This window comes from Erwinia sp. GW821-FHT03D09, assembly GCF_059420805.1.
Window position 1 is genome coordinate 142891 of the sequence record NZ_JBWKUK010000012.1, and the last position, 21428, is coordinate 164318.

At 34.9% G+C, this 21428-nt stretch carries 20 protein-coding genes; 13 read left to right on the plus strand and 7 right to left on the minus strand.

The features are described from left to right. The first annotated feature begins 162 nt into the window (after positions 1 to 162). The 7 genes from AC07U6_RS14090 (at position 163) to AC07U6_RS14120 (ending at position 6095) form a co-directional block, all read left to right on the plus strand. Entirely contained in the window at positions 163 to 378 is a 216-nt protein-coding gene (locus tag AC07U6_RS14090) for a helix-turn-helix transcriptional regulator (protein WP_015683496.1), read from the plus strand. Between the two features lie 20 nt (positions 379 to 398). After that, complete coding sequence (locus tag AC07U6_RS14095; RefSeq protein WP_041692667.1) at positions 399 to 713, plus strand: hypothetical protein; 315 nt, start codon at positions 399 to 401, stop codon at positions 711 to 713. Positions 714 to 999: 286 nt separating this feature from the next. Then, positions 1000 to 2268: a tyrosine-type recombinase/integrase gene (locus AC07U6_RS14100; RefSeq protein ID WP_015683495.1), complete on the plus strand. Its 1269-nt coding sequence runs from the start codon at positions 1000 to 1002 to the stop codon at positions 2266 to 2268. Beyond that, positions 2219 to 3544, plus strand: coding sequence for a tyrosine-type recombinase/integrase (locus AC07U6_RS14105; protein ID WP_494761425.1), 1326 nt, complete (start codon positions 2219 to 2221; stop codon positions 3542 to 3544). The genes AC07U6_RS14100 and AC07U6_RS14105 overlap by 50 nt, the downstream gene beginning before the upstream one ends. Before the next feature lie 15 nt (positions 3545 to 3559). Then, positions 3560 to 5164 carry a hypothetical protein gene (locus AC07U6_RS14110; RefSeq protein WP_233479230.1) on the plus strand — a complete coding sequence of 535 codons (1605 nt, stop codon included), beginning with the start codon at positions 3560 to 3562 and terminating at the stop codon, positions 5162 to 5164. Positions 5165 to 5173: 9 nt separating this feature from the next. After that, positions 5174 to 5572: a hypothetical protein gene (locus tag AC07U6_RS14115; RefSeq protein ID WP_071819611.1), complete on the plus strand. Its 399-nt coding sequence runs from the start codon at positions 5174 to 5176 to the stop codon at positions 5570 to 5572. Positions 5573 to 5669: 97 nt separating this feature from the next. Beyond that, positions 5670 to 6095, plus strand: coding sequence for a membrane protein (locus AC07U6_RS14120; protein ID WP_041692666.1), 426 nt, complete (start codon positions 5670 to 5672; stop codon positions 6093 to 6095). A gap of 52 nt (positions 6096 to 6147) precedes the next feature. Here AC07U6_RS14120 and AC07U6_RS14125 read toward each other — a convergent pair whose 3' ends face one another. The 4 genes from AC07U6_RS14125 to AC07U6_RS14140 form a co-directional block, all read right to left on the minus strand. Further along, positions 6148 to 6462 (minus strand): cell wall-binding protein, encoded by a 315-nt coding sequence (locus AC07U6_RS14125; RefSeq protein ID WP_071819610.1) that lies wholly within the window; start codon positions 6460 to 6462, stop codon positions 6148 to 6150. A 517-nt stretch (positions 6463 to 6979) separates the two neighbouring features. Next, on the minus strand, positions 6980 to 8161 hold the full coding sequence (locus AC07U6_RS14130; protein WP_494761426.1) for a relaxase/mobilization nuclease domain-containing protein: 1182 nt from the start codon (positions 8159 to 8161) through the stop codon (positions 6980 to 6982). A 9-nt stretch (positions 8162 to 8170) separates the two neighbouring features. After that, positions 8171 to 8554 (minus strand): hypothetical protein, encoded by a 384-nt coding sequence (locus AC07U6_RS14135; RefSeq protein ID WP_103778234.1) that lies wholly within the window; start codon positions 8552 to 8554, stop codon positions 8171 to 8173. A gap of 203 nt (positions 8555 to 8757) precedes the next feature. Next, positions 8758 to 9339, minus strand: a complete 582-nt coding sequence (locus AC07U6_RS14140; RefSeq protein WP_103778233.1) for a hypothetical protein — start codon at positions 9337 to 9339, stop codon at positions 8758 to 8760. Positions 9340 to 9459: 120 nt separating this feature from the next. Here AC07U6_RS14140 and AC07U6_RS14145 point away from each other — a divergent pair, with 120 nt between their 5' ends. The 4 genes from AC07U6_RS14145 to AC07U6_RS14160 all read left to right on the plus strand — a co-directional run bounded on the left by AC07U6_RS14145 (position 9460) and on the right by AC07U6_RS14160 (position 16104). Further along, positions 9460 to 10071 (plus strand): hypothetical protein, encoded by a 612-nt coding sequence (locus AC07U6_RS14145; protein WP_103778232.1) that lies wholly within the window; start codon positions 9460 to 9462, stop codon positions 10069 to 10071. Positions 10072 to 10138: 67 nt separating this feature from the next. Next, positions 10139 to 11392 carry a DNA cytosine methyltransferase gene (locus AC07U6_RS14150; RefSeq protein WP_103778231.1) on the plus strand — a complete coding sequence of 418 codons (1254 nt, stop codon included), beginning with the start codon at positions 10139 to 10141 and terminating at the stop codon, positions 11390 to 11392. Next, a complete protein-coding gene (locus AC07U6_RS14155; protein ID WP_494761427.1) occupies positions 11373 to 14357 on the plus strand; it encodes an ATP-binding protein in 2985 nt (994 codons plus the stop codon). The genes AC07U6_RS14150 and AC07U6_RS14155 overlap by 20 nt, the downstream gene beginning before the upstream one ends. Before the next feature lies 1 nt (position 14358). Then, on the plus strand, positions 14359 to 16104 hold the full coding sequence (locus AC07U6_RS14160) for a response regulator receiver domain (RefSeq protein WP_103778229.1): 1746 nt from the start codon (positions 14359 to 14361) through the stop codon (positions 16102 to 16104). Positions 16105 to 16194: 90 nt separating this feature from the next. On the opposite strand, the gene AC07U6_RS14165 is transcribed toward AC07U6_RS14160, so the two are convergent. Next, positions 16195 to 16611 (minus strand): hypothetical protein, encoded by a 417-nt coding sequence (locus tag AC07U6_RS14165; protein WP_024149141.1) that lies wholly within the window; start codon positions 16609 to 16611, stop codon positions 16195 to 16197. A gap of 470 nt (positions 16612 to 17081) precedes the next feature. On the opposite strand from AC07U6_RS14165, the gene AC07U6_RS14170 reads away from it, so the two are divergent. Together AC07U6_RS14170 and AC07U6_RS14175 are read left to right on the plus strand one after the other, a co-directional pair. Further along, a complete protein-coding gene (locus AC07U6_RS14170; RefSeq protein WP_494761428.1) occupies positions 17082 to 18335 on the plus strand; it encodes a tyrosine-type recombinase/integrase in 1254 nt (417 codons plus the stop codon). Between the two features lie 181 nt (positions 18336 to 18516). Beyond that, on the plus strand, positions 18517 to 20118 hold the full coding sequence (locus tag AC07U6_RS14175) for a TIGR04141 family sporadically distributed protein (protein ID WP_494764427.1): 1602 nt from the start codon (positions 18517 to 18519) through the stop codon (positions 20116 to 20118). Between the two features lie 47 nt (positions 20119 to 20165). Here the strand turns inward: AC07U6_RS14175 and AC07U6_RS14180 are convergent, their stop codons facing one another. Further along, the gene (locus AC07U6_RS14180) at positions 20166 to 21020 is read right to left on the minus strand and encodes an RES domain-containing protein (RefSeq protein ID WP_494761429.1); all 855 of its coding nucleotides are present in this window, start codon (positions 21018 to 21020) and stop codon (positions 20166 to 20168) included. A 246-nt stretch (positions 21021 to 21266) separates the two neighbouring features. Further along, a partial coding sequence (locus tag AC07U6_RS14185) for an integrase core domain-containing protein (protein WP_494764811.1) occupies positions 21267 to 21428 on the minus strand: 162 nt, incomplete at its 5' end.

The window sequence follows — 21428 nt, forward strand, 5'->3', positions numbered from 1 at the left end:
AAATCATCATGTTAATTGTCAAGGGGAGGGCATAAATATTTTTCTTCCCTGGAATTTCCTTTCATTCTACCCTCATCTAACTTTTCAGTTATCAGCATTCCCTTCATAGATACAAATCTGTGTGGCTAATATCTTCGTAACGGAAACGGAGGAGACAGCCAAATGAATACAACCGATACAACCAATCAAAGCTTAATTCGTTTACCAGAAGTCTTGAAACGAACTGGTTTCGGCAAAGCCTGGATCTATCGTCTGATCAGTGAAGGTCGGTTTCCGGCACCAGTGAAGATCGGTGTTCGTGCGGTTGCTTTTGTCGAAAGTGAAGTTGACGAGTGGATTCAATCAGTTATCGAAACAAGTCGAAATAATGTTGCTTAATTGAACATAGGAGCGATTTTATGAATATCGAAGAATTTGTAAGCGAAGAAAACCATATGTGCAATCTGGGCCAAGATCTTTTCTTTAAAATTTTCGAACCCGGAGCGATTTATGATTTACCCAATAACGAGTTTAATAAAGAAATCATATACTGGCTCAGTCAATATCTTGTCGGAAATTTGAGGCAGCCTTTAGACGCGATCTCTGAGCTTGATATTTTCGAGCAGTTTTATGTTTACGAGACATGGTTCTCGCTAATTAAATGTCCCGTTGAAATGAGAAATCTTTCAAAGCGAATAATTCAATACCAGATTGGGTTGAAAACCATTCTTTGAATGAATCTATATTTAATGCTATTTTGTAAATTGCATTGTTGAAATGATAGTGCTATTTACTTTTTGATTTACAAAACACCTTTAATTCCTTTTAAAATAATGGGTTAACTATTTCAAGTGAAAAGAAAGGATTATAATATCCCTCTAGAGGGATATTATAAATTTTCGGCCGGTATGCGTCATTGTAAAAGGGAATAATGTTAAATTCAGGAAAATATATTTGTAAATTGCTTATGTTATATGCTTTATTTATTTTCACTGACGATTAAATGTAAATAGAGGCGATATGACTTTGAAATATAAAATAAAAAGATTGAAGAATAAGGATGGTATCAGAAGTTGCATTATTATTAATGAGAACAACGGATTACCCTTGGTTTATTCTAACTTATATATGAGTGTTATTTCACGAACAAATAGCTATTCATTTTCAACAATGGAAGCAATAGCAAATGCTTTGCTTTTATTTGAAAGATATAATGCTTACATGAATGTGGGTGTTTTTGATATGGTAAATCCTGATATCGAAAAACTTGTCTCGAACAAAGGATATTTATTCGGGTTAATGAATGCCCTTTCTTACAGAAACGACTTAGAGAATGTTACAAGCATTCTTAAAGAACAACATGTCTCTAAAAGAACCCTTTATTTCAAGATAATGACAATTGAAAATTACGTCAAATGGTTTTTTGATAACATTGCTATCAATAATATTGATTTTTCTCGTTATGAAGCAATCAGTCGAGCATTTGATTTTATAAAGCCAAGAATAGAGAACGGAAAGAATTACAATATTGAAAGCGAAAGCAAATCATTGACAAATGAGCAAGTTACAACTTTGACTGATATGGTAAGTGTTAAATCTAAGATTAATCCATTTTCGGAGCATGTAAGGTTTCGAAATAATCTAATAATTAAAATTTTGTTAGAGACAGGTATTAGGGGAGGGGAACTACTTAATATTAAGTTGGTTGATTTTGACTATGTCCACAAAAGTCTATGCATAGTAAGAAGGCCAGATGATCAAAACGAACCACGATTAAGGCAACCATTGGTTAAAACTTTAGAAAGAAAAATACCATTGAGTATAGAATTGACTGAGTTAATACAGAATTATATTAGTGATTTCAGAGGTAAGCAGTGTCATGCAGGGGAGCATGACTATCTGCTTGTTACTCATAGCAGTAAAGGTCAATTAGGTCATGCATTAACTATTTCAGGTTATCAGAAAATTTTCGAACAAATTAGGAAAAATAGTAATGTATTGAGCGATATTGTGGGGCATTCGCTAAGACATACTTGGAATGTGAAATTCTCAGAAATGATGCTCATGAATTCGAACTCTCAGGAATATATTACTTATGAGAAAGTAAGAAATTATCTTATGGGATGGAAAAAGAATAGTACAACCTCAGATATCTATAACCAAGCATTTATAGCACAAGAAAGCCGAAAAATAATGGCTGTTATTAATCCACTCAAAAACATAGTAGAGGACAAATCCAATGTTTCAAACTCTAAGAAAGCTACAAGAAAGTCAATATTCGGTTTTTGAAACCAAGGATGGTAATTTCAAAGTGAACTTTTCTTATTTCAAGTGGAAGATAAGTGAAAGTATAACATTGAACATTGATTCTTTAAGAGTGGTCATCAGTGCATATATACCTATCAAAACCACTTTGGCATATTTCGCTATAAATTATAGTGCCAGTTATACTAAGAAAATGTTTTATGCAGTAAAGCATTACATTAAGGCCTGTAATACGAATGATAGCTTGTTTTCTAAAGATTGCATAAAGTATTACTATAAAGTTGTGAGCTCATTAGATTACACACATGCAGAGACAGTTAAATATTTTTTTATGAAGATGAGTGGTCTTTACCCATCTTTGTTTTCGGCAGAAGCAATCATATTTTTAGAAAATATTAAAGTTAAAAAAACAAATGCAAAAAAGTCTATAAAGACACATGATTATAAAAAAGGTCCCTTTAGTGACTCGCAATTAAAGGTAATTATAGATTCTGTAGCGATAGCTTATAAGGAAGAAAAGGTAAGTCTGTCAAACTATCTGCTAACCTTCCTTGTTGCATATTCCGGGCGGCGACCTATGCAAATATCTCAACTTGAAGCTGGTGATCTCTTGGCTTTTAATGGAGAGTACTTTCTCAATATCCCAAGAATTAAACAACGAAATGGATATAGAAAAGAGTTTAGAAAATTACAAATTCCAGAAGAGCTTTTTAGCCAATTGACATATCTCGTTGAAGCTGTGAATTCGCTGGTCAGTGACACATTAAAAATCGATTTAAGTGAAAAACAAAAGAGAAAACTACCAATTTTTATAAACACATATCCATTCAAAAAAGGATGTGTTGAGCTAAACATGATTGAAAGTGGTGGATTAAAACTTAACCCCTATGCCATAACACTAAAAATAAGGAACACTATAAATCGTTCAATAAATGAATATCAAGCCTATCTGGGGTGTATAAATTCGCGCAGATTTAGATATTCATTAGGCACTAAGGTTGCACAATTGGGTTATAGTCCTTCACTGATAGCAAATGTTTTGGACCATTCTTCAATCAATTCTGTTATGAGTTATATAGAAAATACAGCGGAAAATGGCAAGAGAATTAATGAAGCTGTAAATGAACTAATGAAGCCACTGGCTAACAAATTTATTGAGGGAAAAGAGCTTCAGAAAGAGTTAGATTCTTTGAAGCATTTGATAGAAGAATACTGCGGTGGATATAAAACTAACTCTTTTGATAATACCGCAATATCCTTAGTAACTAATTCTATCGACGATATGATCAATAGCATTTAAAAGAAGGATAAAGTGATGAAAGAAATCCATGATAAAATGATTAATAACTTCATTATCGCTAATAAGGCTCATGCGAAAAATTTTGGAAATTTTGAGTGGGATAATTCAAGTTGGGGAGGCGGAATTACATTTTTTAGCGGAATCAAGGTTAGAATGGGGAACAAGAATAAGAAATTAATGAATTATAACATTGCAGAATTCGCAAAAGCATATGTATGGCATGAGTGCTTTCATGATTTATCTGTAGCTTTCAGAGTGCTGAGATTATTTAGGATATTAGAAATTGCCATAGTTAAAACAAATAAAGAAGTTAAGGTTTCAAGTATAGATCATAAAGTATTAGATGAAGTTATGACTATTGTTCAAGAAAATTTTGCAATATCCACTTCTTATAAAATATATTTAGATCTTAGGGTGTTATGTTCTTTTATGTCTAAGAACGAAATGTTGCCAGAATCCATTACACGATGGTCATATCCATTTAAGGCATATGATGCTTACACAAATAGCACAATAGATTCGATGGGAAATTTATCCGATCAGAAAAAACTTCCTGATGAAAAGGCTATAGATTTTATTGGTAAAATATTTAGTTCTAATCCAGTTAATGAAAGGGACATATTTACATCTTCTATTTTTGCATTGCTCTTATGTGCTCCATCTCGAATTAGTGAAATTATGCTTTTGGAAGAGGACTGTGAAGTTATAGTTGAAGATAGTAATGGCATATCAAGATATGGTTTGCGATTTCTTTCTCTGAAGGGCTTTGGATACAATACCAAATGGATTCCAGACTGTATGGTTCCTGTAGCTTCAAAGGCTATCATGCGATTGAAAAAACTTACAAGGAATGCAAGGGTTGTTTCACGGTTGATAAAAGCAGGGGAAATTAATTTATACGAGTCATTAAACAGAAGTGCATTTGATTGTTTAACAATTGAAGATCTCCACAAACTTGGCTTTGTTATAAATCAATTAAATATCTCCCAAGAAAATCTAAAATTCTTGTCTAAGATAAAACATGGCACAGTCAGTGTAAAAGCATTTTGGATTTATATAAAGCGAAAGAATGTTAATTCTGAAAATATTAATGCTAATTTATGCTCCATAAATCATAATTTATTGGACTCTATCAAGGGTGCTGATATTTTCACAACAATTAAGGCATCTTCAAAATATTTTAGAGCGGATTTTCGCACCGATAATATGAATAACATATTTCATAGGAATATACATTTTAACTGTGATGGTCCTGTTTTAATTTTCCGCAGCCATCAAATTAGACATTTACTTAATACTATAGCTCAACGAAGCGTATTGTCAGAGATACAAATTGCCCAATGGTCTGGGAGAAGGAGTGTTAAGCAGAATGCAGTATATGATCATATGTCTCACGACGAGTTATCAGAACTATCAAGGAAACTATTGAACAGAAACACCTACGAAGAAACAAAAATTTCAGAATCTTCATTTAATGAACAATCGATTATTATGAATTTGATTAAAGATAAATTTGAAAAACTAGAATTAAAAATCCAAAATTCAGATCCAAGAAAAATAAAATATATTTTGGAAAAAATTAAAGATTTAAGATTGGAAATTGAATATATATTAATGTGAGGGGATTATATGGCAAGAAAGTTTTATGATAAAGAAATAAAAGCTATTGTTAAACTTATTGAAACCTGGAGTAAGCCTGATTTTACCTGGGATTCTTTATGCGTGGCTTGCAAAAAAATTTTAGGTAAAGTACCTACACGGCAAGCATTAAGTCAGCATAGTGAGATTGTCGTTGCGTATAGGACCAGAAAAAGATCTGGTATGGTTAAACGTCAAAATACGAAGTTACCTGGCAGTCTGAGCCTTGCAGCGAAAAGAATAGAACGACTAGAAAATGATAATTCGGCACTAAAATATGAAAATAATAATTTACTGCTGATGATTCAAAGAATGCACGAAAATGCTTACAGGCATAATATATTGGCTTCTATTCTTGAAGAAGAACTGCCACAGAGAGCAAGAAAATAATAATTTGATAGGTTACACCTATTGACAAGTTAAATAAATGCGATAAATATAAATATATGGTCAGGAAGACTATTTTACTAATGCAAGGATGCATTTTATGGACAAGAATATTATTTATCCAGAGTCTACTCTGGAAGAGCAACTTATCATTATCGTCGATAAGTATATATCAAAAAAACACCAACCCGGAGATAAAAGTTTCTCATACCAGATTTATTTAATTTTTGTGGGATACCATCTAAAATATTTTTACCCTAAAAATATTTATTCTAGATCTAATCGTAATATTGATAACATAATGGCTATGTTTAGCTCGGTATACAAAAGTCTGACAAGCAATCTACTACACCGATTAAATAACAAAGAAGGGGTTCTAAGAGAGCTAAACTCGCTTGTTAATTTCATAGATAACAATCAGGAAAAAGCAGAACAAATCTATGCTACGGTCAGAGCACAATATGAAATGAAAGTAATTGAAAAAGAGTTAATCCATGAAGTTCGCGTGAGAACCGTCAGATTATAGACAATAAAAAGCCCCTATGCAGGGGCTAAAAGAGACTTCTCGATATAAACTACTACTGAACTTCTTTCCAGACACCATCAGCTTTCACAAGCTTAACAGGCTTTGTCTGTTTATTGTTGCTAATAGAAGCATCTACTATACAGTTGTAAACATTATTAGCTTCTTTTGAACAGCTAACTTTTTTCACATAATCGATTCTTAAAAGATCATTTTCAGAAACTCTTGAATCAAAAGCTTTCATACTTGCATTTGATCTATCTACAACATTTTTGAATACATTATAGATGTCTTTATCGGAAGGTTCAGAATTACAGGCTGTTAATAAAAAAGTTGAAAGAATGATTGTTATGATAGCATATGTTTTCATTTTAAATCCCTTTATTAATGTTGGTGCGTGAAAATTGCTCTATGTGCAAATTTTTTTCGAATATACAATCTTGTCGAAATCATTAATACCAACAAAATAATGATAGCTACTAAAAAACTTTGACTTATATAAAGTATGATGTAGGCAATTGCTAATAAAATAAATCCTATGAACAACGATAACCAGGGTGAAACTTCGCCATATTTGATGGTTGAATGACAGCCGGTACAAACACGGACACCAAACTGGCTCTCTTTGAAGCAGAACGGGCACTTTATTGTTTCGTTTTTCATATCAACCCCAAGGTTGCAGATTAAATGGTGCGTTTACAGAGATTCTCGATGACCGACTCGCTTTAGTAAAATTGCTTGTACCGATCGATGATTGCTTCATGATAGATGATTCCTATCATAACTGGTTTATCGATCTGTATTAACGATCAAAATGTTCTTGACTAAACACAAATATATTACTAGTGAATAGAATGCGTTTACGAAAGGGATTTGTAATTGATTGTCTATAAACGAATTTTTCTCGCCTTGTTTAAAGGTTGCATTACATGAATTTTTGAGAAGTGTGTGTGGGTTTTGTGAAGAATGGACTTACCATAGCTTCGGAGAAGCTCGATGAACTGCTTTAGAGAAGCAAGCCACCTAAGAAAAAGAAGATGCTTTTGCTGTTGTACTGCATTCTTTTGAAGAATTTTTTCAACGATCTCGTTTCGTCTGTCTTTGCTGAGTCGCAGTTCGATTTCAGCAATTTTGTCGCCTATGCTTTCGCTTCGCACATTCGCTCTGGCAATCTGTTCGACAGGGACAGGGACAGGGACAGGGACAGGGACAGGGACAGACATTGGTATATGAGCAGGAAGAGCTTCCTTGATCTGTATGCCCGTTCGAAGAGCTTCTAAGTGGCCGGGGTTATAGTTAAGACGGTTACTAAGATTTGCCCAAGAGTAACCCTTGCCTAACTGCGAAGCTTTGAAAGCTATATCGTGGTAAGAGAATGAGAACCCGTTCATTTTCCCGGTAGAAGCGACATTCGCCGTCCAGCCGACTTCTGCTTCTTCAAGTCTCTTGATAAAAGTTAAAAGGTCAGGTGTATCTGCAAAACTTTTATCAAGTATCTGCTGCAGAGCTTCTCTTGGTGAAAGCACCCCGGTTCGTTCCGATAGCATTTTCTCATTACGGGATACTCTCTTCCGCTTCGGTTGTGCTTGCGAGGGGGGAGATGCAGTTTTGGTCACTGTCAGGCCATGAGCGACTTCGAGTTTACTGATGATCTGTGTGCTGATGAGGTTTTCGTTCCTACCCAAGTAGAGCTTCCCACCATTGAGATCTATGCGACTTGCGATAATGTGTATGTGCTGGCCATCGTCTTCATGAAGCACATAACAACGAAGGTGAGTATCATTAAACCCCATCCTCTTCATGTAGTCATCTGCGATGCTGGACCACTGTTCAGCCGTTAGTGATTCACCTGCTGGTAAGCGTAGGGAGTTATGCCATACCGGTTTCTGAACATCTGGACGAAGCTTTTTAGTGCCATCAAATTCAGCGATCAGTTCAAGGACTGAATCACCTAACATGTTCCCGCCAATTACGATTGGATCACTTTTATGATGTGAACCTGGCTTTAACACATAGAGAACCACACCAGAGAAGCTTTTTCCCCTTTTGATCTTCTGCATTCCTTTCATGCGAAAAAACTACCTTACGGACGGATCAGAAGCTGTAAGACATGAGCGAAGCTCTTTAATCTGCTTTTTAACAGCGAAGATCTCTGTTTTCGTCAATTCACTATTACTGCTTTTAGTATCAAGGTGGATTATTAGACGATTTAGCTTTTGAGATATATCTGACAATGATTGCCAAACTTCTAAGTTGATTGCAGGAATGGCAGGAGGAAGCTTTTGAAGTGATGCCATGCGAAGCCATTCACCTTTGCGTTTATCACCACGGCTTGCATTAAGAAGCTCTAACTCTTCTTTATTTAATCGTACACTGACACAGTGTATTCGCAATGATTGAGATTTATTATCGCTAATTGGCTTAAATTTATTTGTATACGACAATGTTATTATTTTACTCATATAAACTCCTTTTCATATGTGTATTCGCTTTAAAGTGAGCAATTCCTTTGCAACACATTATATATTTATAGTGGAAATGCAATTCATGTCAATGAGGTAGGTTCGACTTTGACTTTCTTTTTCAACCGAAGGGCGAAAAACAAGGGAACTCAGAGAAGCGGAGCTTCGATGAGTTAGCCCTTGCTTAGGAGGTGTAGTGTTTATTATATGTTTGGTTTATTACTATTTGATATTTTATCCAAAGGGTTGAGTGAGTTTGAAATTTCATCTTTGTCTGAAGCGATTTTGTCAAACTTATCTTTAAGATAGTTAATGCTAGTTTCTAAATATAATATTACACTATTATTGCGATTTATTTCTTTATGAATTTTTAATAAAAAACAGCACGTCGAATATAATATCATGTCGAAAATTGTAATGGTTGATTTTTCTTCTGGCAACTCTTCTAACTCTTCTTCACACTCTTCGCCTAACAGTATAATTCTTAAACGACAGCCTTCTTCTTCGTTAATAAGCTTTAACTTTTTTTCTAATATAGGAAATTTGAATAAAGGATTTTCAGCTTGGTGAGCTTTCTGCAACTCCTTTTTTTTATTTAATGCATATGCTTCTGTAACACAAACAATAGGATCAATTTTATTGGCTCGATCAATAACTACAAAAATAGGAATGAAGTTAGAAGGGCAAATATTATTATGCGATAGTTCAATTTTTAAAAATTCAGGGATATATACTAAAAACTCCGGGGTGCAAATCTTTACAATGTAAAATCTATGATTTGACATATTAAGATCTCTCTTGGCTATGATTTAAGAATGCTGATATGAAAAAATAAATATTAACATCATTCATAGATATTGACAAACAAAAAATATGCATTATCAGTAATTAAAAGAGGGGAATATATGGACTTTCATCATTTCAATTTAAAACTTGAAGAAATTTGCTGCGGAAATAAAAAGTTGTTTGCGTTTCCTAAAATATATATTGATGCAAACAACAACTTATACTACAACTCACTTGATAGCGTTTGTCTTTCCGAGTCGTACATAACTAAAAAAAATTATTTTTATAATAACAACGAGATTTTAATTGATATATTAAAGATAAAAAAAGAATTTAAAGTGCATGACTTATATTTGGAGTTTGATGAAACAAGTTTGTCTTTAATAAAAGTGCCAATTTATTTTAGTGTTGATGAATATCATTTCAATGAATTAATATCAGACGTGTTTACTTTAACAATGATAAAAAAACTATGTAAACAAAAAAATGAAGAGGCACTACTAGTTTCGATAATAAATTATCTTAAACTGTTTGATTTAAATAAATCTATTTTTATCATGCAATATATTTCCTTTTATAATATGGTAACACAACACCAGCTTTCGAGAATTTATATTGAATACATTCGTCATCTGAACAAAAAAAATTTATTTAGTACGAAAAATAATGAAAAGCTAACTCAAAAGGCAATATTTAGGTATTTTTCAATAAAGGAAATAAAGTTAGCATGAGGAACCGAATTTATTCAGTTTAAGTATTTATGCTATACAGGGTGACTTAAAACCAGAAACTGCCTTGATGTTACCTTTGGATTGTGATAACTGCCCGCTTACTGTAAAATTAGTTGTAAGAAAACGATTGCTTATAAGAGTGAAGGATAAATTGAATAAAATCAAGGCCATAGATCTTTTTTCAGGTGCGGGAGGCTTTTCGTTAGCCGCTCTGGATCTGGGTATTGAAATTTTAGCTGCAATAGAACTTGATAAAGATGCTTGTGATACATACAGAAAAAATTTAATTCAAAAAAGAGAAAATAGCATAAAATTACTAAACAAAGATATTATGGCTATTTCACCTGATGAGTTAATGGATAGCTTACAACTAAAAGAAAAAGAGTTGGATCTAATCATTGGTGGGCCACCTTGCCAAGGTTTTTCATCTCATAGAATAAAAAATGCTGGTGTTAATGATCCAAGAAACGAATTACTTATTCGCTACTATGATTTTGTTAAAATTTTTCAGCCTAAGATGTTTCTTGTTGAAAATGTGCCAGGTTTGCTTTGGGAAAAACATAAAGATTATTTAAACAACTTTAAAAGGCTTGCCGCTAATAGTGGATATAATATCTTGGGTCCATTAAAGTTGAATGCAAAAGATTATGGAGTTCCTCAAAACAGAAACCGGGTATTTATCTTAGGCCTCAGAGATGATATTTCTATCAGCGAAGGTGATTGGCCACCTTCCCCAACTCATTTCAAAGATAAAAAACCTTATTGGGTTAATGCTTCTGAAATCTTTGAAAAACCTACATCTTCTATTATTGAAAAAATTACTGCTGTTTTAGGGCAAGATGTCGCACACAAATTAAAATTTAGAAATACGCTTAAAGAAAATAAAAGTGATCCAAATAATATTCATATGAATCATGCTGATTATATGATTGAAAGATTTAGTTTGACACCAATTAATGGCAGTCGGGAAGATGTTGATTTTAGATTGCCTTGTCATTCGAATGGCTATGTTGGTCATAAAGATGTTTATGGTCGGATAAGGCTATCATTACCTGGCCCAACAATAACGACTGGTTGTTTTAATCCTTCAAAGGGCCGTTTCCTACATCCGTGGGATAACCATGGAATTACTGTAAGGCAGGCGGCTAGATTTCAAACATTCCCCGATGATTACATTTTTTCTGGAGGCATCATTAGCCAAGGGAAACAGGTGGGAAATGCTGTTCCTGTAAATCTGGGGAAAATTCTTCTGAAATCTTGTGTTGAAATAATAATCAATAACTCTCATAGGGATGATAAAAATGCAGATGAGATCTCTTAGCTTTAAAGCGAGAGCAAGGACAATTGAACATCTCGGTAAGGGGCAGATTGCAGATTGTCCAACTGCTGTAAGCGAGCTTTGGAAAAATGCATATGATGCTTATGCAAGAGATGTGGCATTATACACAATAGATGGCGATTACCCTTGCGGAGCCCTTATAGATAACGGTTGCGGAATGTCCTTGCAACAAATTATTGATAATTGGCTTGTTGTTGGCACCGAATCTAAAACGAGAAAGAACACATTAGAAGAAAATGAGCGGTTCGGATTAGGTATCCGAAAAACTCAAGGAGAAAAAGGGATTGGGCGATTATCTGCTGCTTTTCTATCTCCCGTAACTTTTCTTGTTACTAAGAAAATGGATAATAATTATGTTGCCTTACTAATTGATTGGAGGCTTTTCGAAAACCCGTATCTCTCATTTGACGATGTCACTGTTCCATTCAGAGAGTTTGAAAAAATAGATTCTCTCTCTGATGTTTTATCTGGTTTGCTCATTGAACTTAAGAAGAATGTATCCTTTCCCAGCAAAGATGATGATGAAGATGAAGTTCGTCATTTTAATCATCTTCTCACAAAAGCAGCTTGGGAAAAATTCTCAGAAGACGAGAAAGCTGTAAATGAAAAAAGTGACTTTATTACTACTCAAGATAAAATAATTAATTTTTGTGACCAATTTAAAATTGATCCTAGTGTCTTCGTTCCTTGGGAAGAAATCCTAATCAAAGTTGAAAAGATAGACGGTGGTAAACATGGTACCGCTCTCTTTTTATTGGAGCTTGGACGAGATTTGTCATTATTAACCAATGCAGGGGATTTAGCTAAGGATAATGCAGAGTTATCTGATGTTGAACAAAGCTTGGTTGACACTTTAAGGGCATTTGTAAATCCTTATATTTTAGAGGATCTATCATTCTCTTATGAGATATATACAGTTAAGGCCAATGGTTACCATCGTCAAATATTAAAGCAATCGGATGTATTTAGTAAAAGCGATTTTGATGCTTTAGAGCACACTGTTGTAGGCTATGTTGATGAGAAAGGTTGGTTTAGAGGTCGCGTAAAAGCTTTTGGTGAGGATAAGGGCGAAGTAGTTATTCCTGCCAGCATAAGTGTTAATTCTGATTCTGGAGTCGGACCATTTGAAATTCAAATTGGGACATTAGAATTTCTGCCGCAAAATACCTCGCACACCGAGCGAGAGCATATACACTTTGACCTCAAGGCAAAAAAATATGCTGGGCTTATGGTGTTTCGGGATAATTTAAGAGTGTTGCCATATGGACGAGTAGATAATGATTTCTTCCAAATCGAGGAAAGACGTTCATGGAATGCTGGGCGGTACTATTGGTCTAACCGAAGAATTTTCGGATTTATCAGTATCACACAATCAAATAATAAAGAACTAAAGGATAAATCTGGAAGGGAAGGCTTCATTCGAAACCAAGCTGCTAGAGAATTGAAAACATTAGTTTCAGATTTATTAACATCATTAGCGGATAGATTTTTTGGTAGAAATTCCGAAGATCGTAAAGAACTTCTTGAGCAAGTTAAACGTGAAAAGGAATTACGAAAATCAGCACAGCAACAAGCTCGTAAATCGACACAAAAGAGTTTCTCTGAGGCACTAAAAACGCAAACTCCCGTTTTAGATGCTTCGCTTGAAGCTGTAAAAAAATTGAAGACTAAATTAGATAGTAATCAAAACAAGCATGATTATAATTATATAAAAGAAATAGATGCTGACCTTGCTAATTTAGAATCATTGAGAACAGAAATAAAAACTCCAACTAAGCCACCTAAAATTGGTGTATATGAGGAGAGATATAGAAATTATCGTGATAAATACAATGAATTCTCTGCGTATATATTAGAGATGAAATTAATAGTTAATAAATTGGATTCTGAATTAAATAAGTTAGAACCTTCGTTAGTAGGTAAAAATCATCTTGATAAAAATCAAGGGATCATAAATGCCAGATTAACCAAGTTTAGTAATAATATAGATGAAAAAACAAATGCTCTCTTAAAGAAATGGGGAGAAGAAATTAAAAGTGATAGAGCTATATATTACTCTAAAGCTATATCAATAGTTGACTCAATTAATAACAATACTGAGATCGAGAATGTTTTAAATTTACTCGACAGCATTTATATTGAAACAATTGACTCCCTAACATTCAAATATCAATCTATAAATAAAGGATTAGAAAGGTTATTTGAAGGAGTAAATTTAGACTCAGCTTTTTCGCTATCAGAAGAAGAAAGAGAGTATTTCGAGGATAAAGCTAAGAGTTTAAATGCTTTGGCTCAGTTAGGAATCAGCGTCGAAATACTCTCACACGAGCTTGAAGAAATGGACTCGATGGTTACACGAGGACTAAATTCTTTGCCTTCAGCCGCGAAGGAACACCCTGGTTTCACATTGGCTCTGAATGCACATAGATCATTAACACAACAAATCAGGTTTTTATCACCTTTGAAAATATCTGGATATCAGTCAAGGCAAAAAATTTCTGGAAAAAATATAATGGATTATATCCTGAAGTTTTTTGGTGATCGTTTTGAAAGACAACGTATTTCCATTGAGTTCGGTGATGATTTTAAGAACATATCTATCAATGATATACCTTCACGAATATATCCGGTTTTTACTAATATTATAAATAACGCAATGTATTGGGTGAGTTTGTCCGATAATCGTCTAATCAAAATAGATTTTGTTAATTCTTTAGTTATAATTGCAAATACAGGCCCTGCTATAGACCCAGATGACATTCCTCGTTTATTTGAATTGTTTTATAGCAAAAGAGCTAATGGTCATGGTGTCGGGCTTTATTTATGCAGGGAGAATTTAGCTGTAGCACACCACAAGATTTGGTATTCTGATCCAAATGTTGAAGATGACTATTTAATTAAAGATGGTGCTAATTTCGTAATTAAGTTCAATGGAGTGGAGTCATAACATGGCTATAACAACTTATAATTCCCTTGTGCAGAAAACTTTTTGTGATAATGCTATTCGTTCAGTAGTAATGATAGATGACGATTTTATTACTTATTCTGACTCTATCAAAGCACTTAATAGCGAGATAAAATTAGACCCAGCAAAAGTTGATTCCTCAAAGCGTGCTGCTACCCTCGAAGAATATTTTCAAGCCAAGAATATGATCTGTGATATTGACAACGGTTCAGTAAACTTTGATGTTGACCGCATCCGTAAGTCAGATTTGGTCATAATGGATTATCATTTAGATAACAATGCACCGGATAAAACTATTACAATATTAAAAGAATTAAAAAATTCTGATCATTTGAATATGATTGTTATTTATACGAGAGAGGAGCTCAAAACTGTTTGGATGCAAATTGCTTCTTCTCTAAGAGGGATCGAAAATTGTAATGAGAAAATACTTGAAACAGAAAATGATGAATTAATTGAATACTGGCAGAGTGTTATTTCACCTGATTTGATCCACAAAGGAGAAAGGGCATTAACGAGGGATGAAACTGTACTATATATCCAAAATGACTGCCTATGTAAGCGTATTAAGAAAGCAATCCGAGATGATGGAAGCCTTACAGAGCAAAATGATATTAATTTCATTGCTAAGATGATTTCTGAATATGCAGTCGCTGAAAATGCCGTCATTCCAGATTATGTGACAAAAAGTATGGTTGTAGGGGACACTGCCGGTATTAAATGGATTCAAAGTGGTAATATATTTATCAGTGTGTTCCATAAGGATAAAGATGATCATGAAAGTGATGGTGAGAGAATTTGGCAAACACTAAATGAATCATTAATTGAATGGAATCCATCTTACTATCAAATTATCAAGTCAGAGATTCAAAATACTATTGAAGCCGAAGCACTTTCTTTCAATAACCATTTAGCTAATGATGGTTATGGTCAAGCTGGGTGGTTGAATCAAATATTAAATTCCGCTTCTGATGAAATTAAAAGGAAAAACATTGAATTTGTTTTTAGTAATTTATCTGAAGAACTCTATGAAAGATTGAAGGGAAATAAATCTTTAGTAGGCTTCATTAATGATGTTTTTGAAACATATACAACTGATTTTAAAAGTAGTGGAGAAGCGAAATCATTAGATTATTGTTCAAAACAAATGAATTTACCTGCAAATGCAAGCTCATTTAATGAGATGTATCATGCTTTGAACATGAATCTGTCTTCTAAAAATTTTGAAGAAGGACATATTTCAACAGGCACAATTTTCTTCGATACTGAATCTGAGAAATGGTATTTATGTGTTTCTGCTGCTTGCGATCTTGTGCCTACTCAGGGTAATGATCCACATCATAAAAGATTAAGTCCTCATCGTTTAATTAAGGTGTTAGAACTTTTCAATGCTAACCAGAATAAAGCATTACCTAATGCAGAACAATCCAAGTATATTTATGTAATTCATAAGAATACCAGAAAGTATTTATCTATATTTGAAGGCGATAAAACTTTACCAGTGGTTGATTATATGGTTGTTTTAAATCACGGCCATACCGTTCCGGGGGAAGAGAAAAATATACTTTCAGCGGTATTCTTGAGTAGCATGGATGACAATGTACAAAATGTACCAGTTAAACTGAAATTAAAGTCCCAGCTTCGAAGTGGTTATGCTGAACGATACCAAGCTATTGCGTCGCAATACAGTTCTAGAATTGGTGTAGATTATGTATCTATGATGCCTTAAAACATGAAAAGCCGATATGATATAGGAGTATAATCATATCGGCTTTTTATAGTACCAAGTTATATTTAATACTCTTCCGAAACTTAATTATTATCTTTGCTTTAATCTCCTAAGTTTCATTGACTCAAGCGAAAATAACAATAAAGTTGTGCTATAAATGAATCCTGAATTAGTTAGCAACTTGAGATTTAAGGCATCTGGTTGTTCACTTAAAAAATGAAATGCATAAACCAAATAAACTGCTAATGTTGCCGTTCCAATCGTTGGGCCGATATCGCCCTGATCATGAGGTTCCAATGTGACATTGAACTTAAATATGAGCCATTCATATCCCCCTGTTAAAAAGACTACCATTATCATTGCAGATAAAAGATATAGTATGTTTTCTATGTTAGGACTTTTTAATGCTGACTCTTTTTGTAAAAATTCACATACTGATAAACCAAAGAAAATAAAATAAAGCGGTCTTGAACTAAATTTTTCAAAAATCTTAAATAATGTATCCAAGTTCATTTCTCCATGCAATATATTTGTTGTTTTATATTACCATAAATCAAGAATCCTTATAACCTGTATACAAATTATCCTATTTTTCAATCGGATGAAAAAATAAATATACGAGTTATTTTGATGTTCTTTAAAAAATTCTTGCTAAAAATACATAAATTAACTTACATTCATAATGTTCGTCATGATTTTTTATAGTGTTCGATTATCACCAATCGGGACTGATGGTATCAATGATGGTATCTAACCTACTATGTTAAGTTTAATCTCTTAAGATCATAAGGATAGTTGCGATGTTCGAGTCCGGCCTTCGCACCATAAGTACTTCCAAGACCATCCGAGAATGTCCAATTATCCCTTTAAAATCAATGCTCGCAGCGATTTTAACGTCCTGAGTTGTCCGAGATAGTCCGTTGAAATCCGGATGTTATTGGGGGCATCTTAACTTCGATTAGAAATGTGCCCCCAAAATGAAGCTCAACGCCAGGCAGGTAGAGACCGCAAAGCCAAAAGACAAAAGCTACAAAATGGCCGATGGCGGCGGTTTGTATCTTGAGGTTTCGGCCAAAGGTTCTAAATACTGGCGCATGAAATACCGACGCCCCTCTGACAAAAAAGAGGATCGCCTCGCTTTTGGTGTTTGGCCAACTGTGACGCTTGCTCAGGCAAGAGCAAAGCGCGACGAAGCTAAAAAGCTATTAGTACAGGGCATCGATCCAAAAGCCGAACAGAAAGAAGCTCAGGCCGAGAATTCGGGGGCATACACTTTCGAAATTATCGCTCGTGAATGGCATGCTAGTAATAAGCGCTGGAGTGAAGACCATCGATCGCGCGTTCTTCGCTATCTTGAGCTTTATATCTTCCCTCATATCGGTTCGTCCGACATTCGCCAGCTCAAAACCAGTCACCTGTTAGCCCCGATTAAAAAAGTTGATGCCAGTGGTAAACACGACGTCGCTCAGCGCCTGCAACAGCGTGTCACGGCTATTATGCGTTATGCAGTACAGAACGATTACATTGACTCAAATCCAGCCAGTGATATGGCTGGTGCGTTATCGACAACCAAAGCGCGACATTACCCCGCTTTACTCTCCAGCCGGTTCCCTGAGTTTCTTGCCCGTCTTGCTGCATATCGTGGCCGTGTAATGACACGGATCGCGGTCGAGCTTTCCTTACTAACTTTTGTTCGTTCCAGTGAGTTACGTTTCGCGCGATGGGATGAGTTCGACTTCGATAAATCTCTCTGGCGCGTACCGGCAAAACGAGAAGAAATTAAAGGCGTGCGTTACTCGTACCGTGGCATGAAGATGAAAGAGGAGCACATCGTTCCGCTTAGTCGGCAAGCGATGAATTTGTTAGGACAACTTAAACAAATCAGTGGTGATAAAGAGCTGCTTTTTCCGGGGGACCACGACGCAACTAAGGTCATGAGTGAGAACACTGTAAACAGTGCGCTGCGTGCCATGGGTTATGACACGAAAACCGAGGTCTGCGGGCATGGGTTTAGGACGATGGCTCGTGGTGCAATGGGTGAGTCAGGTTTATGGAGTGATGACGCTATAGAACGACAGTTGAGCCACTCAGAGCGTAATAATGTGCGTGCGGCTTACATACATACTTCTGAGCATTTGGATGAACGCCGATTGATGGTTCAATGGTGGGCGGATTATCTTGATGCGAATCAGGGGAATCACATAGGCCCATATGATTTTGCAAAGTTATAGGGTCAATGTCATTTGAGTTTCTAAATGATTTTATAACTTTCATTAAATCATTTAAGTACGACTTAAGTTATAATTGTTTTTTTAGATGGATCACATATTTTCATTGGCAATTTAACTCTTTGTTGACATTTTCTTTTCGATGCTATACTCGATAGTTTCCATCGTCAAGGAAGGTGTGGCAATGAAACAGAGGTTATCTATATTTCTAGTTAAGAAAGGGATTATTGACCATAATCATATCCTTGATCTTGATAGGATGAAGCGGGCGATACCGTTGGATATACCTGATACTGAATCTTATATATACATTCACCAGCCTAAACCTGCAAAATACCCGGATTGGGTTAACTATATTGTTAGTTCTCAAAGTAATGTTAGCTATGAAGATTTTTCAAAGTGTCAGAGTGAAACTGCCGTAATAGTTTTGTCTATGGATGGATATATCTTTCTCATGACCTTTGGTGGCGGCCATCACAAGGTAAAAAAAGATAGTATAGAAAGAGATTTTGGATTGAGAGTAACACTGAATTCAGTTGATCCTGATAAGTTAAAAAGTCTTGATAAAAGCAACTATCAAGATACGCCATTAAACACGCGAAACCAATCAGCTAAAGAAGTTGATATATCATCGCTTAATATAGATTCCGAATTAGAAATTTTATCGACTCTAACAGGTAAATCTAATGTTGAAATATTTGGCGAAATTGTCACTGGCAAGGATTCTCTGACGATTGTTCCACCGCTAGGTATTAACTCCATCCGAAGCATTCTAGATGAAGCATTGAAGAAATTTAAAAGCAAACTTCCTAAAGAATTTGAATGGATTGATAATATTAGCAAGGTTAAAGATAAAACATTATGTGAGGTGCTTGAGCTTGAGCTTGATGATTATTTGATTGATGAACATAAAAATGAAGATTTTTGGATAGGCGAACCTGAATTAGTAGATTGGTCTGTACAAATTGGATATGTCATCGGCCGTGTTTCCTCGCGAGCACCGATACACCAAACATTATCTTTTGATGTTCTCAAAGACTACATTGGATCTACAGGGAAAACTTTAAGCTGCGATTCTTTAAAAAGGACAAACATACATATTATTAAAGAGAATGAAACCACCTTTGATTCATGGTCTGCATATAATTGCTTATATGCAGAAGTTACAAGTAATGATGAACTCTATATTCTTAGGAATGGCACTTGGTATACAGTTAATGTCGATTTTGTAGCATCTGTTGATAGATCATTAAAAAGTATCACTCCATATGACATTGAGCTGCCCCTCTATAATCATGAGCGCGAAGATCAATATAATAAATTTGTTTGTGAAAGTTTAGATGATTGTCTAATTTTGGATAAAAAACTAATTCATCATGGTGGAAGGGGAAGCAAGTTTGAATTTGCAGATGTGTTACGAAAAGGAAGTGAGTTCATTCATGTTAAATATTACAGGAGCTCAAGCACATTAAGTCACTTGTTTGCTCAAGCCTATGTTTCCTTGGAGCTATTTGTTAGCGATTCGGGCTTTCGTGCTAAATTGAATAAATTACTTCCAGATGAAATTAAATTAACGGATGTCAATAAGAGGCCTGACACTCAAAAATTCGTTGTTATTTATGCAATTGCTATCAATAGAGCTATACCTAATAAACTTCCATTATTTTCCAAGATAACTTTGAAAAACACTGTAAGATCACTGGAGAATCTGGGCTTTACAATTAAAATTGCACAGATAAAAGTTGATCCTACTCTCGAAAAGTTGAAGAAATTCAAATCTAAATAAATCTATATCGAACGCTTTAATTAATTCTTGGTAGTTATTGAAAATACTTATCCCCATAATATGTCTCCATTTTTCTTTATTTCGATTGGCGTTTTATAGGGTTCAATGTCATATAATCCGTACGGATATCGTTTTTTTATTTTCATAAGCATTGTGCTTTTTAATGCAACGGCTGCGTCTGCCTTTATATTAGGTAGACCTAAATTAAAGTTTGCTGCGCTCGCAACACTATGATAAATCAACCCATCAAGAAACGGATATTTTTCAAAAATTAACTTAGATAATGTCCTAGAATGTATGTATTCATTTTTAACTGCATCTGGTGAGCGAAGAATCTCATCAAAAAAAAGATCCGTGTATAGGAATGAAAGCGCTAACCCTCTATCTTTGATGCTTAACTCTCGAACAAAATTAGATATTTTGAATGAGTGAGCCTTATCTAAAAGACTTGCAGAACCTCTTGATGACCTATAAAACTCACCAATTACTCCGAGTGTTAATGATTTTCTTTTTGTTACATATGCTGAGACTTGAACTATATCCCCATCTGTTGCATTTATCTCTGAAAGTGCGGTGTCAAGCGACATGCTTAAATAAAGAAATGAATCGCCTTTCTCATTTAGTCTACCGGCGTTTGTCAAATTATTGGGTGGATAGTAAGTATCACTGGTGGATAAGTACGGTTTTCCATTAATAGTTTTTCTTGCGCGGAAGTATGGAGTTTCATAGTTAAATGAGAAATTGAGTAAATCGTAAAAATCTAGTAAATAGCTAAGTTTGTTTTTTATAAATTCCTTGGACTGGCTATGTTTTATCTCATTTGCAATTTCATTCAAATATTCAATCTGCAATAGTTTCTTATTAAGTGCCACAGTATAACCTTTTGCATCATCAGTGCTCATTAATCGATCTTGCAATTTATGATATTCAAAGTCAATTGCGTAGCCAATTCTACACATGGAGAAAAAAAGCATTTGGTCGTTAGCGCGCAATGCTCTCCCCGCCACGCCTGCCCGCTTAAGGGGCCGCTTTTAATGCAGGTGCAAAGGTGGGCTCAGGTCGCGCCGTGACTGGCGCTGGTCGGGAGTGCAGGGGCGGGGAAATGCATGCAAAACCATGCACCCTTTGGATGTGTAAGCAGACCCATTTTAGTTCCACGCACTTTTTGAGATTTCCGGTTTTTCAGCCATCAGGCGGTACTCTTCCGGCGTCAGGTTATTCAGGGATTCATGAGGCCGCTCGCTGTTATATTCCGTCAGCCAGCGTTCTGTGATTTCCCATACTTCATTCAGCGTTCTGAACAGATAAAA

Coding starts and splice junctions, on each gene's coding strand:
- AC07U6_RS14170 (WP_494761428.1), top strand. CDS start 17,082: ATGAAGCTCAACGCCAGGCAGGTAGAGACCGCAAAGCCAAAAGACAAA.
- AC07U6_RS14155 (WP_494761427.1), top strand. CDS start 11,373: ATGCAGATGAGATCTCTTAGCTTTAAAGCGAGAGCAAGGACAATTGAA.
- AC07U6_RS14120 (WP_041692666.1), top strand. CDS start 5,670: ATGGACAAGAATATTATTTATCCAGAGTCTACTCTGGAAGAGCAACTT.
- AC07U6_RS14090 (WP_015683496.1), top strand. CDS start 163: ATGAATACAACCGATACAACCAATCAAAGCTTAATTCGTTTACCAGAA.
- AC07U6_RS14110 (WP_233479230.1), top strand. CDS start 3,560: ATGAAAGAAATCCATGATAAAATGATTAATAACTTCATTATCGCTAAT.
- AC07U6_RS14100 (WP_015683495.1), top strand. CDS start 1,000: ATGACTTTGAAATATAAAATAAAAAGATTGAAGAATAAGGATGGTATC.
- AC07U6_RS14145 (WP_103778232.1), top strand. CDS start 9,460: ATGGACTTTCATCATTTCAATTTAAAACTTGAAGAAATTTGCTGCGGA.
- AC07U6_RS14125 (WP_071819610.1), bottom strand. CDS start 6,462: ATGAAAACATATGCTATCATAACAATCATTCTTTCAACTTTTTTATTA.
- AC07U6_RS14135 (WP_103778234.1), bottom strand. CDS start 8,554: ATGAGTAAAATAATAACATTGTCGTATACAAATAAATTTAAGCCAATT.
- AC07U6_RS14180 (WP_494761429.1), bottom strand. CDS start 21,020: ATGAGCACTGATGATGCAAAAGGTTATACTGTGGCACTTAATAAGAAA.
- AC07U6_RS14160 (WP_103778229.1), top strand. CDS start 14,359: ATGGCTATAACAACTTATAATTCCCTTGTGCAGAAAACTTTTTGTGAT.
- AC07U6_RS14140 (WP_103778233.1), bottom strand. CDS start 9,339: ATGTCAAATCATAGATTTTACATTGTAAAGATTTGCACCCCGGAGTTT.
- AC07U6_RS14175 (WP_494764427.1), top strand. CDS start 18,517: ATGAAACAGAGGTTATCTATATTTCTAGTTAAGAAAGGGATTATTGAC.
- AC07U6_RS14130 (WP_494761426.1), bottom strand. CDS start 8,161: ATGAAAGGAATGCAGAAGATCAAAAGGGGAAAAAGCTTCTCTGGTGTG.
- AC07U6_RS14095 (WP_041692667.1), top strand. CDS start 399: ATGAATATCGAAGAATTTGTAAGCGAAGAAAACCATATGTGCAATCTG.
- AC07U6_RS14105 (WP_494761425.1), top strand. CDS start 2,219: ATGTTTCAAACTCTAAGAAAGCTACAAGAAAGTCAATATTCGGTTTTT.
- AC07U6_RS14115 (WP_071819611.1), top strand. CDS start 5,174: ATGGCAAGAAAGTTTTATGATAAAGAAATAAAAGCTATTGTTAAACTT.
- AC07U6_RS14150 (WP_103778231.1), top strand. CDS start 10,139: ATGTTACCTTTGGATTGTGATAACTGCCCGCTTACTGTAAAATTAGTT.